The following is a 14,243-nucleotide window of genomic DNA, read 5'->3' on the forward strand; positions in this document are numbered from 1 at the left end:
TTAGGTTAAACAGACTTAGAAGTTGTAGCTTGCTACGAATGAAACCTTGCCTGTTGCGTCATCCGAACCGTCAGCATGGAATAGACCGTAGTCGGTTAGGTATTCTTGGTGGCTGTACTCAACACCAAACGCAAATTCATTCGACACGAAGTATTCCATTTTTGCAGTAAGATCTTTCTTCTCTGCATAATCTGATCCGAAAGTGCTACCGTAGGATACGTCAAAATTCAGATGCTCAGCGGCAATGATTTTCAAACCTACGCGAGCAAAGCCAAGGTCTTCATCGTATTTTAGTTCATCAATAGTTTCATTGAAGATACCCGCTTGAGTGTAAAGATCGATGTTCTGATGGATGCGAGTATGGTAGCCAAGACCAAGCTGGTAGCTATCAGACTTATCAAGACCTTTCAGGCTATCGAAATCTACATTTGTGTACTCAGCAATACCGTAAAAGTTATGAGCAAGCTCTTTTGACAGACCAATAGTAATCGCTGTTGGATCTGCACCATCTGCATTGATTGTACCAGCTTTCGCGTAAACGCTATCATAACCAAGACTTGCTGCCATAGAAGTTGCACTAACCATAGCAAGAGCTGCTGCTAGAAATACTTTTTTCATAAAAGAACCTTTTATTGTTAATTTTAGATTTATTTAAGCTTTGATTTTGAGTGAATTACAAGATCAAGTCAACAAAATTAGTAAGAGCTTATGCTCAGTAAAACATTGAGAGCCACATAAAAAATGTCGTTAAAACATCAGATTTTGCATTCACTTTATTTTCGAAAACAGATTTTGATGTAATCACAATGTTATGTCAACTGTCGATCTGCAAAAAGATCAATAGAGACAATCAAACCATTGTTCATGTATGGCATCTATGCCATACTAAAACCCCAGCCAAAGGCTTTGATAAAATGGAATAATATGGCAATCCGTAGAGATATACCTGAAGGTCATCACATGAATGATTACCTGATGAAATTTCGTAGGGCTAAGCAAGAAGATACGCTTGAAAAAATGGTTGAAGGCGCAATTGATGCTGTAAAAGACCATAAGGATTTCGACTCTGGAACTAGGTTTCGTATAGAGCTTGAAATTGAATCTGCCTACGATAAGCGATTAAAAGAAATGGCTTTAGGTAATGTAGAGCATCCTGAACCTTCTACAACATGCGCAAGTGAGAAAAGCCAGGATAAGTACGATCCTGAAAAAATGCTAAAAGAGCAGCTTTCCAAACTCGGATAAAAATAGCGGGGAATTCCCGCTTTTTTTTGAGATTAATATTCGTTATACTTCCAAAAAATGACCGACTAAAATAGTCAAGTATTAAAGGTAAGTTTATGAATATTAATAAAAGAATATACCTAGATTATGCTGCAACTACTCCTGTAGCACCAGAAGTTATCGAAGAGATGGTCAAGCACTTAGGATACTCTGATAACTTCGGAAATCCAGCCTCAAGAAGCCATGATTTTGGCTGGAATGCAGAAAAAGTAATTGAAGAATCAAGATTACAAATAGCAAAATCCCTTCACACCGATCCTCGAAGCATCGTTTGGACTTCAGGTGCTACAGAAGCAAATAACTTAGCAATTCGTGGCGCTGCACAGTTTTATCAAAAGAAAGGTAAGCACATAATCACAAGCAAGATAGAGCATAAAAGCGTTCTAGACACATGTCGTCAGCTAGAAGCTGATGGTTTTGAAGTGACATATATCGAACCAGACAAAGATGGTCGAGTAACGGTAGAGCGCGTACAAGACCATATCCGACCTGATACAATCTTGGTTTCCATTATGTTTGCAAACAATGAAATTGGGACTATAAACGATATTGAAAGGATTGGAGTTCTAACGAGATCTGAAGGAGTGATTTTTCATGTTGACGCAGTTCAGGCATATGGAAAATTACTCATCGATGTTGAAAAGCTAAAAATTGACCTTCTCTCTATTTCAGCTCATAAAATTTATGGACCCAAAGGAATTGGTGCTCTCTATGTAGGTAGAAAACCTCGCATTAGAATAAAGCCTCAAATGCTTGGTGGTGGTCATGAGCGAGGAATGCGCTCTGGAACGCTTCCAACGCATCAAATAGCAGGGTTTGCTGTCGCCTCCAAAATCGCCTACGAACGGATATTTGAGGATAGAAACAAGTATCTGAGATTAAGACATAAACTATTGACTGGAATCAGCGACATAGAACCTATTCAGGTCAACGGTTCAAGTAAATACTATTTGCCTAATATCATTAATATAAGCTTCCCATTTGTTGAAGGGGAGTCATTACTAATGGCAATTGACAAGTTCGCAGTGTCTAGTGGATCCGCATGTACATCGGCATCACTGGAACCATCATATGTATTAAGGGCGCTTGGCTTGGATGATGAAGTTGCACATAGTTCAATAAGATTTAGCTTTGGACGAGAAACAAGCGACAGCGACATAGATGAATTAATTAAAACAATAAAAACTGCTGTTAAAAGATTAAGAGAGCTATCGCCTTTGTGGGATATGTACTTAGATGGTGTTGACCTAAAATCAGTTGAATGGGTTAATCACTAAATAAAAGGGCTGAGAATAATCTCAGCCTTTATCTTTACATGCCTAAACCAGCATCAGCAGTTTTCTTTTTGGCTCTGGTTTTTTTAGGAGCCTTAAACTCTGGTGTCGGAATATCTGGTGACACTTCTTCCAACTCACTAATCCTGGTTATATTCGTAGACTTTCTTCCGTCATCGTGCGTGTAATGTCCCTTAACCGTTGCTTTCATTGTGTATGTTTTACCTATATCCATTTCAATGTAAGACTGGAAATAGGATTTAGCAGAGAATCTTAATCCGCTATCATCAACAAATGAGTAAGAGGTATATGGGTACGCAGTATCATACCTATCATACTTCTCAAGCAATTTAAGCTTTAAGACTCCACGGTCTTTTTCATTGCCAAAGAATTCTTCTTTGAAGGTTAGGTCGGCTTTTGCCTTATTCGTATAAAAGTCTTTTGGCAGTGATACAGCAATGCCTAACGCGCTACCTGTCATAATATCCACATACCCTGTTTTCATGATCACTTTTGAATTGTGGATGTAGTTATTTTTAGAAGGGTTATTCAAAGTTTCCTGAATAATTTCCTTAGCATCATTCAAATATTGGTTTTCAATTTCTGCCGCGTAATGATAAAGAATTTTAAGAGCTTCATCATCAAAGTTCTTACCTGAACGCATCAAGTGATTCATTACTCTTTGTTTTGTTGACGGTTCCTCATCAGATTTTGCAAAACCATATTCCTTAATAAAATAACAAGCTAATGCCATTACAGGCTCGATATGATATCTATATTGACCACGACCATAATCATAGTCTCCTTCATATTCATCGATCTCATCGAAAAACTTATTTAGGTTAAAGTGGAATAGGGCTTTAGACAAAGTATCATCATCAAGGAAATCGTCCACACAAGTACTACCTACTTGTTTGATTTCTTTGGTTTCTATGTTGCGTAAGAGGAAGGTGGTACTTCTTCTTCTCACCGTATCACAATGTTGACAATTGGGTGCGCATCCTTGATGTTCCTGAATGCTTGATTCGAATTCAGCCTGTTGACCAATAAATGGTGAAGTTTCAACAATATTCAAATATTCACCGTTTTCTTTATCTTTACCCATATGGTTGATCTTGGCAAAGAATTCCCAGCCTTGAATAACAGGCATGATTCCTTCGATTTCCATTTCAATATATGGAATACCAACAAATGGTCTACCATTGATTCGCGCAAACTTTACATCATCATCCCAACCATTACTAAGACTTCCACGCTTAAAGGCGGAGTAGTCAAGTTTAGTTTCACCAGTCGGCGTAATAGTAATGGGTTCAGCGCCGATTTTATTCGCTCTTTTAATTAGCTTATCTGCATTTTTAAGAAGCTTAGGAACTAAGGCTTCTCTAATCCAAACTTTCATAAAATTGATTCCACTTTTCTTTAATTGTATCAGAAATAAACACCTGCATAAAGCAGGTGAATATCAATTCAATCTCTCTTGTACTCTGTCGTACTTTTTCTTGAGTTGAACAATTAAATCACGATCATATGCCATCGCGTGAATCATAAGCTTATGAAATTTTTTCGTATCTTCTAAAGAGGTGATAATAAATAAATCGGAATTCTTAAACACGTTAACAACATCAATATTATCAAGGTTTAGTTGATAAAGATCATCAGTAATAACAAGACCTGGAAATGACTTCAAAAAATGGTCTTTCTGAGGTAACTCTGAAGCAACATAAGGTGTGAACCCTGATTCAACATAAAGGTTGTTGTCCAACATAATCAAATCTGAGCTATCAAATCTTTTAGAGATATGATTAAGCATTTCTGAAGATTCTGACTCAAATTCACCTGTAATGTATTTCCCATACTCAACCTCAGAGTATCCCATGCTGAGGTTTTCTGGATTCTTAGCCCATTTCTTCTTAGCTTCATTAAAGCTTTTCGATTCTTCATCTGTCAATTCAACAAATTTATTGGGAGGGTAGTGTTTATATGTAATTTTAACACCAGAATCTTTATTTGCTTTTACAAATGCATCAATATGCTTTTGATAAATTTTATCATTTTGAAAATAGCTTCTATTCCCGTAACCAAAATCAATGATTGGTGCCAAATTAACATCTATGCAGTTATTAATCTTCATCTTAGACATGATGTCTTTTACCTGTGTGTAATAGAGATCTGGCTCCATTTCTACTGCGGCTTTAGGTGATGGTAAGTCATATCCTGAGAAAGTATTAACTTTACCACCTTCGACATCTGCAAATACGAGCTTCCCCTTATCGCTATGGTCACAGGAGAACATTGATTCACCACCTCTGAAGAAGATCATTTTATTAAGATGCTGACTATTAAATGAGTATGGAGAAACAATCAGTGACGATAGCATGTTGGCAGGTGATGGGTAGCTCTTTTCAATCTCAACTTCGCTTTGGGCATTGGTGACTGAAGCAAAGCTGGCTAGGGCTAATAGTGTTATTCTTGAAATTTTCATATTGATAATTTTATTGTTTTAAGTTTTGTAAAATATATCACACGCACAATTAATATGCCATATAAAAAACAATTGATTATGAAGGCTTTATGATGTAATTTAATGGGTAATAACGTATACCAAAGAACGAACGAAATGTTATCGAACAATCAATCAAAAGTAACTAAACATAGAGATGGACACGCGCTCATAAGTGCTGCTCCAGGTTCTGGTAAAACAACAACTTTAGCGCATACAATTCACTGTATGTTCAAAGATGGTTTTTCAGATAAAGATATGCTGATTTTAATGTTCGGTAAAGATGCAAGTGAGCATTTTGCAGAAAAGTTAGCTTCATTGTCGGCAGAGTATGGCTACAAAGGTGATATTCCAACAATTAGAACTTATCACTCTCTATGCTTCAGAACACTTCAAGCTCTTGAGAAAAAAGGGGTGATACCACCTCATAAACTAATAACGTTTGAAAAAGCTCGTGAATTGGCAGCATTAAAAGCTTTGAGAAAGTCATGTGACGAGAAGAAGTTTAAAGAGCTTCAAGGTAAGTCAAGTAAAGCTGCTGACGAATTCTTAAGTTTTGTAGATTACGTAAAGGCTGAGTTACTGCCACCAGACGAAGCATTTGACGCTTTTGATATCAAGAAAGAGTTCAGATTTTTTGTGGATGCCTTTGATGTCTTTGAAGAAGAGCGAAAACAAAAGAGAGTGAGATACTTCTCTGATTTGATTTACGATCTTGTACTGTTTTTGAAGGCAAACCCCATTTGGGCAGCATGGATTTCGAACAAGAAGAAGTTTGTAATTGTAGATGAATATCAAGATAGCAACAGGGCGCAAAGCCAGTTACTCGATTACATTGTTGGTACTGAAGGTAATCTAATAGCATGTGGTGATGTTGACCAATCTATCTTTACTTTCGCTGGCGCTGACCCAAGTATTATGCTTAATGAGTTTAAGATGAATTATCCTAAGCATACATTTTACAATCTGCCTCAAACATACCGTTACTCAAGTGCATTAGCAGATCTTTCGAATAATCTGATTCAGAACAACAAAGAGCGATTTGATTCTGAGTGCGTCTCTGCTTTCGATGAAGGAACCAAGGTTTTCCTTCGACTTAGTAACAACTTTGGTCGTGATTTTATTGATTTAATCAATGAAAAAATAAAAGAAGGGTATGAGTACCAAGATATTGCTGCTCTTGTGCGTGTATATTCTAACGCAGTTAAGCTCGAACTAGAGCTTATTAAAAGCGATATACCATACAAGATCACATCAGATAATACATGTCTAAACTCAAGAGAGTTTCGTGGTGCTACAGCGGTATTTGCAAAAGTCGCACATGAAGACATGGCGTTAGAGCACAAAGCTAGACTTAGACTGTATCAAGATATTCTTAAGTTTCCAGCGTTATCTATTGAAGCTCAAGTTTATGAAAAAGCTCTCAAGAAAGCTGAGGATATGCCAAACATAAACTTTGAAAGATTCTGTCAGCTTCTGATTGATGAAAAAATTCACAGCTACATGCGGATTAAGCTGCTAGATTTGATTAAAACTTTTAAACAGTTATCGATAAAATGCAATAACCCAAATACAACAGCTTCTAGTATCTTGCGGGAGTATGCAAAAGACACAAAGCTTGTAGACGGAATACGTTACGCTTCAATTACTGCTTCCTCTCAGGAAGAAGCGATTGACAGATACATGGCAATATTGGAATACATTGAAAATGACAAAACTTCAGCTAAAGATTGCTACAAATCGTTGTCTGAAATGCGTTACAGAGTACAGTCATCAAGCGATAGTGTTAAAGGTATCGTGATAAGCAGCGTACACAAAGCCAAAGGGCTTGAGTGGCCTGTTGTGTATATGCCAGAAGTTGTTCAAAACGTATGGCCTTATGAAAAGAAAGACGTTAGAACAGACTATGAAACTGAGCGTAGACTTTTCTATGTTGGCATGACGCGTGGAATGAAAGAAGTTCATCTCGCAACAGTAGCTGATGGGGTCATGGCATCGATTCTACCTGGCTGCAAGGCAGACTGGAGAGTTGATGATGATTCTAGTTACTTCCTAGAAGAACTAAACTTTGATGCGCTTAAGGTTTCTGATGGTAAATACAAAATTTACGCACAAGGAAAAACATACAAAGGTTATTGAATTAGACCGTTATCCATATTAATAAAGAGAATAAAATACCATGCAGAAACTAAAATATGTGAAAAAAGACATTCTGGATGCATTGCTTATCAAGGATGAAATAGACGTACTTGTGCAAGGTTGCAACTGCTTTTGCAGCTTTGGCAGGGGTCTAGCAGAACAGGTACTTGAGAGAGTTCCAGAAGCACTTGACGCTGACAAAAAAACAACTGTTGGTGACAAGAAAAAGCTAGGCTCGTACACACACTGTGAAGTAAACGGAAAAGTTGTTGTAAACGCCTACACCCAATACCACTTCATTGCCAGGAGAAACAATGAACCAAAAGTGAAGGGTGGTAGGGGATATGTCTTAGCCGATTACAGAGCAATCAGAAAAGCATTACTACAAATCAGTAAGGATTTCGAAGGTAAGAAAATCGGCATCCCTTTGATTGGCGCTGGATGGGCTAACGGTGATTGGATAGTGATAGAGAAAATCATTAAAGAAGCATTTAAAGCCAGCGATCTTACCATTTACTACATCCCAAAAGATGAAGCTAAATTGAAAGAGTTAGGTTGCATCTAAATCATGAACGCTTACATTTTTAATAAATATAGACCTGGATAAACATTCCCCATACGGAGGAATGTTTATGAAAACACTTAATGATTTTTTAGAATATCTACTGTCAAACGAAGTAATTGACGAAATCTCAACAACAGGTAAATGGTCGCATCATGGAAGCTCAATTTATGAGTATTTTGAAGATCAAGAATTGACTGACTTTATCGGAGACTCTAAGCTCCGAAAGCAAGAGATTCGCAATTACCTTAAGCAAAAAGCAAATGAGATTTTCCGAGATATCCAAGAGGAAGATCCAGACTATCTCTATAGAAGCGTGTATACAAATTCACCAGACAAGCTCAAGCTACAGGATGAATTTGGTATATTCTGGAGTTCTAACCCTCAAACTACACCGTGCGTAAAAAAAAGGGATGGTGATTTTGAAGTGTTAATCACAATTGAATATGATCGTGAGATTATCAATTGGGAAGAAACATTAAGATCACGCATCGATTTTCTTTACGGGGATCGTGAAAAGGAATACCAATTACTTAGCGGTAAAAAGGTAGCAATAAAATCATTTGAACTATTGGAGGTGCCTTAGCGCCTCCTTTTTTTATGAAACTTTCCACATAGTGGACTAATCTGAATATAAATGTAATAATCCGCGCCTCTCGATATTCATACCCACTGTTCATATTCATGCTAGACAATCGAATCAAAATTGAAAACTTCCTTATGGACGAGGGTTACTCAAAATGGACTTGGTATCAAATACAACACCCAAACAGCAAACCAAGCTTCATAATGAAGGTTGGTGACAGAGACTATGTTTACACAGTACTGGATGAAAACTATTCCATATGTACCACAGGTGTTGGTAAAGTATGGTTTCAAACAGACAATCCAGACATCACACTTAAAAAGCTTAGGTCTTACTACAAGACTCTTCTTTCATAAAGCCGCACTAGCGGCTTTTTATTTAACATATAAAACCACAAAGGGTTGAACTTTACCTAAAGACTAACTTATAATCATCGAAATTAATTAATAAACCAAATAAATAAAGTAATAATAAAAGGATCTTACGATGAAAAGGCATAAGTATAGTTCTTCACACCCTTCAAAAAGAAAAGAGGGTGGTGGTTTTGGCAAAACGCTATTTTTAGGCGGTGTAGCGACAGCCGTTGTTGTTGGCTCTATAGCGGCGATAGATAGTTTTTCTGAAAAGCTTAAAAAGGAGAAGGAGTTTGAGCGTAAATTTGATTATGATTTAAAAAAAGCAAAGTCTGAAATCATGTCACTAGACAAGGAATTTGTTACTCAGTTTAATCAAATTGCAAGAAACAACGTTAAAGATTACTACCTTTCCTATTGGGGCGTTGATAAAAACGGTAACAGAGCGCTAGTTGTTGCATTTCATAAGAACAATAAGTCCATCCTTACTTTGTATAAATACACAACAAAGAGTCTAAAAGAGATTAGTCCATTAAGTGATGAGATGAAAAAGTTTGTTGAAATGGATGATAAAACACAATCACCAATTTACAAGAAAATCATAGATGGTCGAATGATATATGCCGAAGAAACAAAGGTGACACGTTTGGCTGATATGAACGGAATTCTTGTAAATGATAATGCCGAATATCATCATTCTGGTTCATACAATGGCGGATTACATTATCTCATGCATAGTAATGGTTCAGCTTACTACTCGAACAATGCTGCTTATCAGAACAAGGTTAAATCGGTAGCTTCACAGAAGCTTTCATCGAATAGAGCTGCATTTTTCAAATCAACAGCAAGAGCATCAGCATACGGTAAGGGTAGCTAAAATGTCTAAATTACTACGATTACCTCTAAAGTCCACCGAAGATGAGCTTTATGAGTTGTGTCCAATTACAGCCACGATGCTGATTGCTAGCGGCTATGAGCACGATCTTTATGATCAGTTCTCATATCCAATCGAAAACGATCAAATTAGGTTCTACAATCTTTCAAAAAAGGAAATTGAAGATATTCTTGATCAAGCGCCAAAAATGTACGGTCTGATCGTTGACTCCTTAGAGATCTTATTTGAAAGACATAAGGATAAAGTATCCAAGTATTTCGGAGAAATCTTCAATGAAGCTAAGTACAAAAACTTCTTAGATTATGCTGCTTGGACGTATGAAAATGATCATGTAGCGTTATATGGTCGATTCGACATTCCATATGACTATGAAAATGGCAAGATTAAAGGATTTTACGAATTTAATGGTGACACACCTGTAATGATCCATGAGTCCGTTTATGTACAAGACCTATTTTCGAGGAAAATAGGACAACCCGATTCTCAGGTCAATCTTCACTATGAGTACATGAAGGGGTTTATCAGTAATCACCTAAAGAAAGAGAAAGTTAAGGGTGTTGGTGTATTTGCTGATATGGCGTATATCGAGGATTCATTAACGGCAGAGTACTTCTTTGAGCTTTTTCATAGTGAATTTGGACAAGATAAAACCGTCATTGGTCAAATAAGCGATTTAGGTTTTGATGACTGTTCTCTTAGCAATCCTTTCAACGCTTATGGTAAGGAGTTATCACATATCTTTATTTTGCAGCCTTGGGAAGATATGGTGGATGGTTCACCAGAAACATTCAGAACCTGGCGTAAATGGAAAGATAGCGTGAAGTTTTATGAACCTGCTTGGCGTTATTTTATTTCTAATAAAGGAATCTGGGCTTGGGTATGGGATGTAATGAATTCTGAAGAGTTTTCTAATGAAACGGAGTTCAGAAAGAAGTATTCAGATGTGTCAGGTTTGTTGCTTGAGACACGTCTAACTACTGATTCTCACAGCATGAAAGATTTTTGTCGAAAACCTCTGAACGGTAGATTAAGTAATAACATCGAAATCTACAAGTCATCCAATCTTGTCACTAAGACAGAAGGATTTTATGCAAATACCGAAACTGTTGACCAGAGACTTTGCATGTCTGGCTCAATAGCTCCAAATGAGCCAATGGCTATCTTAGGTGTTTGGATGGCTCCAGACCCCTCAATTGATGATAAGCTGACAATGGAAGGCGTTAACATATCATTCAGGGAATTTGATGATGACATCAACTCCATTGTTAACGAAAAATACATTCCCCATCTGTTTGGTGATATAGAAATTGAAGAAATAGTTGGTGAAGAAAACCTCAAAGCTCTATCTGCATAGAAACAACCTGCCGTAAGGCAGGTTGTTTTTTATTTTTTATTTGATATCATGGCGAAAATACTAAATTGAAGAAAGAAAATGGTAGATTTATTAAACAAAATTAGATCTAATAATCTAATTACAGAACGTGTTATTTCAATAAGAAGCATTTCGAATGATCTTCACTGTGCCTCATTATGCTCAAGAGATTTAAATAAAGATGAGATTGCAGATTTAATAAAAGAAAACGTGGATAATTTAAGAGCGAAGCTGAATTCATATGACGAGTCACGGGTGGATAAAATTGCACCACTACAATTGGTTGCTTTAAGAAACCATATCAAAGATGCTTTAATTAAACTTTCTGGTTGCACAGAAATCCACCTGCTATCAAACAACTGCCTTAAAACTTACAATATTCTAGACAACGAAATTGTAAAAAGGAGAAATAACTATTTTGATGTAAGTGCTGGATTGCCGTTAGCAACATACTTATATTATTTACCATTGATTCTAAATGTCGATTTTTACGTTATTAACGAAGAATATGAAGTGGATGGAGATGGTCTTGATAAATACGCTGATATCTTAATAGAAAGATCCAGTAAGTTCAGTCATGCAGGTTTTCTAGCACAATTTCCAGAGGATGGGAAAATACCTAAATTTGTTTTTTCTAAGATACACAAAAGAAATGAATTCCCTGAATTACACGCAGCTTCAAAAACAAAGTTTGTGAATGATTCTTCTGAGTCATTTATTGTTAAATTAATAAAGGCGCTGTACTTCAAAAGCATCTCAAAGCAAGAAGTTATTGAGAAAATAAAATCAAGATTGAAAGAAGAGCAACAGTACTTCGATAAGGTCTTCAGTCTGAGTAAATATGAGGTTTCGAATCCTGAAGCATTCTTTGTACAGCCTTGTAACTTCCAAATCAGCAAATCTGACCTAAACGCTAGAAGAAAAATGTTTGAACAGTTTTCCACTAGTCGTTACCCTGTAACTCTGACTAATCCTCGTAGAAACAAGCCAGAGACTTTATACCAGCATATGCTTGATGTAGTTAATCCAGGGAAGTTAGTAGATGAAAGTGTGAAGCTATCCAATGTTGAGCTAACAAGCAACCTGAGAGTGATAGGTACAACAGGGTCAGGCATTTTCAATTGCTCGAATATTTTATCTGAATTCGCCATATTTAATGATAAGTTAGCAGTTTATATACTTGATTGCGAATCATGTATAGAACCATTAATCTATGCCAAAGCAATTATGGCTGGTCGATCATCAGATATTATTACTATTAATATCTTCGAAGATGAAAAGTTTGATATTCGAAAATATGTCGAGCAAGAAAAGATTCTAATATTAAGGGTTCACTCTCAAGTGAAGGAGAAAAACAAAAAGTATCATTGTCATTTGAAAGAAATATTTGAACAAATAGATTCTAATTCAAGCGAACTTGATTATTCTTGTATCACTGTAATGGACTTTATGAATATTGATGAAAGCTCTTATGATTGCAAAGATATAGCAAACCATATTCAATCTATAAACAAGAAAAATGGATGCGTAATTTGGTCAACATACTCAATGTTTGACACAAAATATAATGATGCTTTTGAATCCTTATTCAAAACCACAATTTTAATGAAAACATATGAAGCTCCAGATAATTTAAAGGTTGAACCTAATCATCTTCGTTCTGCAAGTGGGCTTAATCCAGGACAGGCATTTATATACTTTAATGGCTTACCAATATCGGATAAGCCATACATGATGAGGTACAATGATGATTTCATCAATAGCATGGAAATCATTCATAATTACCAGCAATGAAAGAAGGCTCCCAATGGAGCCTTCTTTTATCGTTCTAAAGCAGATTCTTTCTTCTTATCCAAAATCCCATTAGACTTTTCATAGACTGATTTTGTCACTGCATGAAGATTTGTATCCTTAAGAATTTCGGAGATATCATCATATAAATGATCAGCAACAACTATACATTGCACGTCTCTCTGTGTAAGCCCCATTTTGGGAACCATTGTCACATCAGAAGAAACAACATGATTTAGAGATATCAAGAATGAATCGATTTTGGTTGCAAATCCTTTTATCTCATTTGGGTTAGAAATCTTACCCTGTAATGAGTACAGTCCATCCCTTTTATATGAGGTAATAACCTCAGACATACTCAAGTCTTTTGCAGTAGGGGAGGCTATGTTTGAGAACGCATACTCTAATTGTGAAAGTTTTGCTTCTGCTTGTCTTTCGGTCTGATTATTTGCAGAGTTTGAGTTAACTTTATTCAGATATTGTTTGAATATAAAGTCATCCTTTATACAAACCCCCATCAATTCACGGAACTCATTAAGTCTTGAGCCGCTGTGACGATCATAAGGGTAAATATCGACCTTTGAACTCTTTTGTGAGTTTTGGTTAAGAACTGCTGATATGTCACTTTCACCCACAGCATGAGCCGTTGAAAAACTCTTTTCAATCGGTAAGTCCTGTAAAAGACTTAGCAAGTCTCTTCTGCTAATGTTTGCAGTCAATTTCATAAAGGTGTCTCTTTGATTTATTCATTAATATATAATATCACAAATATAAAATCTTATGAAATTGTTGATTTAGACCGTTACCTGATTTTTTGGAAAAAACTCAACAATTAATTCTGAGATAAACGAGTACCATTCTAAAAGCCTATCAAGGGTGAGCAAGTTTGCTTCTATTCCCACAAGAATGCAGGTAACAACACCCACTAGAAACATCATGAACTTTTCTTTTTCTCCACTATTCCACAAGTTTAAGCAAAACCTAAAACCAAATGGGATAACTGGTATGGATTTTTTATTTGGCAAATCACCAAATAGATGAGTAAGACCACCAAAAGCGTACCCTAAAAGTAGTGATAGGATAATCTTTGAATCATGAAGCTCGGAAAGAACACTAAATCTGTCAATAAGCTCATGAAACCATACCGTTGGATTGATAAGTAGATAGGAAAGTATAAATGCAGTAAACCAATAGAGAATTGTGTGTGTCACACCTCTGTGTGCCAATACAGTTTTAGAAACTGTAATTTCTTTTGGTTTTTGAAAAAACCCACTCTTCTTCACTATTTTCTTTGTATATCGTATTTCAAGATAATCTGGTGCATTAGCGCCTGCAACTGTCATTAAACATGCAGCGAGTGAATAGGGTAGTCCAAAAGAATTAAGCGCTATAAACGCAGGATAGATTGATGCTATGGCACCAGTAATCAAATGCCCGTTTTTCGTCATTTTATTTATTTGCTTTATTAATTAATTGATTGGATATTA

Annotated in this window: 14 protein-coding genes; 9 read left to right on the top strand and 5 right to left on the bottom strand. The window is 36.3% G+C overall.

All coding sequences use genetic code 11. The annotated features are described in order from the left end of the window. Nucleotides 1–15: 15 nt before the first annotated feature. Nucleotides 16–618 (bottom strand): outer membrane beta-barrel protein, encoded by a 603-nt coding sequence (locus R7P80_RS01985; protein WP_053318381.1) that lies wholly within the window; start codon nucleotides 616–618, stop codon nucleotides 16–18. A 306-nt stretch (nucleotides 619–924) separates the two neighbouring features. On the opposite strand from R7P80_RS01985, the gene R7P80_RS01990 reads away from it, so the two are divergent. Together R7P80_RS01990 and R7P80_RS01995 are read left to right on the top strand one after the other, a co-directional pair. Continuing rightward, nucleotides 925–1,245, top strand: a complete 321-nt coding sequence (locus R7P80_RS01990; RefSeq protein WP_229623825.1) for a hypothetical protein — start codon at nucleotides 925–927, stop codon at nucleotides 1,243–1,245. A gap of 101 nt (nucleotides 1,246–1,346) precedes the next feature. Continuing rightward, the gene (locus tag R7P80_RS01995; RefSeq protein ID WP_116921253.1) at nucleotides 1,347–2,561 is read left to right on the top strand and encodes an IscS subfamily cysteine desulfurase; all 1,215 of its coding nucleotides are present in this window, start codon (nucleotides 1,347–1,349) and stop codon (nucleotides 2,559–2,561) included. A 34-nt stretch (nucleotides 2,562–2,595) separates the two neighbouring features. Here R7P80_RS01995 and R7P80_RS02000 read toward each other — a convergent pair whose 3' ends face one another. Then, nucleotides 2,596–3,957, bottom strand: a complete 1,362-nt coding sequence (locus R7P80_RS02000) for a hypothetical protein (RefSeq protein WP_116921212.1) — start codon at nucleotides 3,955–3,957, stop codon at nucleotides 2,596–2,598. Nucleotides 3,958–4,020: 63 nt separating this feature from the next. Further along, a complete protein-coding gene (locus R7P80_RS02005) occupies nucleotides 4,021–5,040 on the bottom strand; it encodes a hypothetical protein (protein WP_133297328.1) in 1,020 nt (339 codons plus the stop codon). A gap of 135 nt (nucleotides 5,041–5,175) precedes the next feature. Here R7P80_RS02005 and R7P80_RS02010 point away from each other — a divergent pair, with 135 nt between their 5' ends. The 7 genes from R7P80_RS02010 (at nucleotide 5,176) to R7P80_RS02040 (ending at nucleotide 12,759) form a co-directional block, all read left to right on the top strand. Next, nucleotides 5,176–7,197: an ATP-dependent helicase gene (locus R7P80_RS02010; RefSeq protein WP_020332355.1), complete on the top strand. Its 2,022-nt coding sequence runs from the start codon at nucleotides 5,176–5,178 to the stop codon at nucleotides 7,195–7,197. A gap of 40 nt (nucleotides 7,198–7,237) precedes the next feature. Further along, a complete protein-coding gene (locus R7P80_RS02015; RefSeq protein WP_207802503.1) occupies nucleotides 7,238–7,762 on the top strand; it encodes a phosphatase in 525 nt (174 codons plus the stop codon). A gap of 67 nt (nucleotides 7,763–7,829) precedes the next feature. Then, nucleotides 7,830–8,345: a hypothetical protein gene (locus R7P80_RS02020; protein WP_116921209.1), complete on the top strand. Its 516-nt coding sequence runs from the start codon at nucleotides 7,830–7,832 to the stop codon at nucleotides 8,343–8,345. Nucleotides 8,346–8,443: 98 nt separating this feature from the next. After that, on the top strand, nucleotides 8,444–8,701 hold the full coding sequence (locus R7P80_RS02025; RefSeq protein WP_045592869.1) for a hypothetical protein: 258 nt from the start codon (nucleotides 8,444–8,446) through the stop codon (nucleotides 8,699–8,701). 130 nt (nucleotides 8,702–8,831) lie between these two features. After that, nucleotides 8,832–9,575, top strand: a complete 744-nt coding sequence (locus R7P80_RS02030; RefSeq protein WP_318096641.1) for a hypothetical protein — start codon at nucleotides 8,832–8,834, stop codon at nucleotides 9,573–9,575. A 1-nt stretch (nucleotide 9,576) separates the two neighbouring features. After that, nucleotides 9,577–10,947: a glutathionylspermidine synthase family protein gene (locus tag R7P80_RS02035; protein WP_045592874.1), complete on the top strand. Its 1,371-nt coding sequence runs from the start codon at nucleotides 9,577–9,579 to the stop codon at nucleotides 10,945–10,947. Nucleotides 10,948–11,025: 78 nt separating this feature from the next. After that, nucleotides 11,026–12,759, top strand: coding sequence for a hypothetical protein (locus R7P80_RS02040; RefSeq protein WP_229623823.1), 1,734 nt, complete (start codon nucleotides 11,026–11,028; stop codon nucleotides 12,757–12,759). A 26-nt stretch (nucleotides 12,760–12,785) separates the two neighbouring features. On the opposite strand, the gene R7P80_RS02045 is transcribed toward R7P80_RS02040, so the two are convergent. Beyond that, nucleotides 12,786–13,481 carry a hypothetical protein gene (locus R7P80_RS02045; protein ID WP_045592880.1) on the bottom strand — a complete coding sequence of 232 codons (696 nt, stop codon included), beginning with the start codon at nucleotides 13,479–13,481 and terminating at the stop codon, nucleotides 12,786–12,788. A gap of 69 nt (nucleotides 13,482–13,550) precedes the next feature. Further along, nucleotides 13,551–14,204, bottom strand: coding sequence for a metal-dependent hydrolase (locus R7P80_RS02050; protein WP_048515880.1), 654 nt, complete (start codon nucleotides 14,202–14,204; stop codon nucleotides 13,551–13,553). Nucleotides 14,205–14,243 lie beyond the last annotated feature (39 nt).

It is taken from the genome of Vibrio sp. 2092, from assembly GCF_033339635.1.
Classification (GTDB): domain Bacteria; phylum Pseudomonadota; class Gammaproteobacteria; order Enterobacterales; family Vibrionaceae; genus Vibrio; species Vibrio alginolyticus.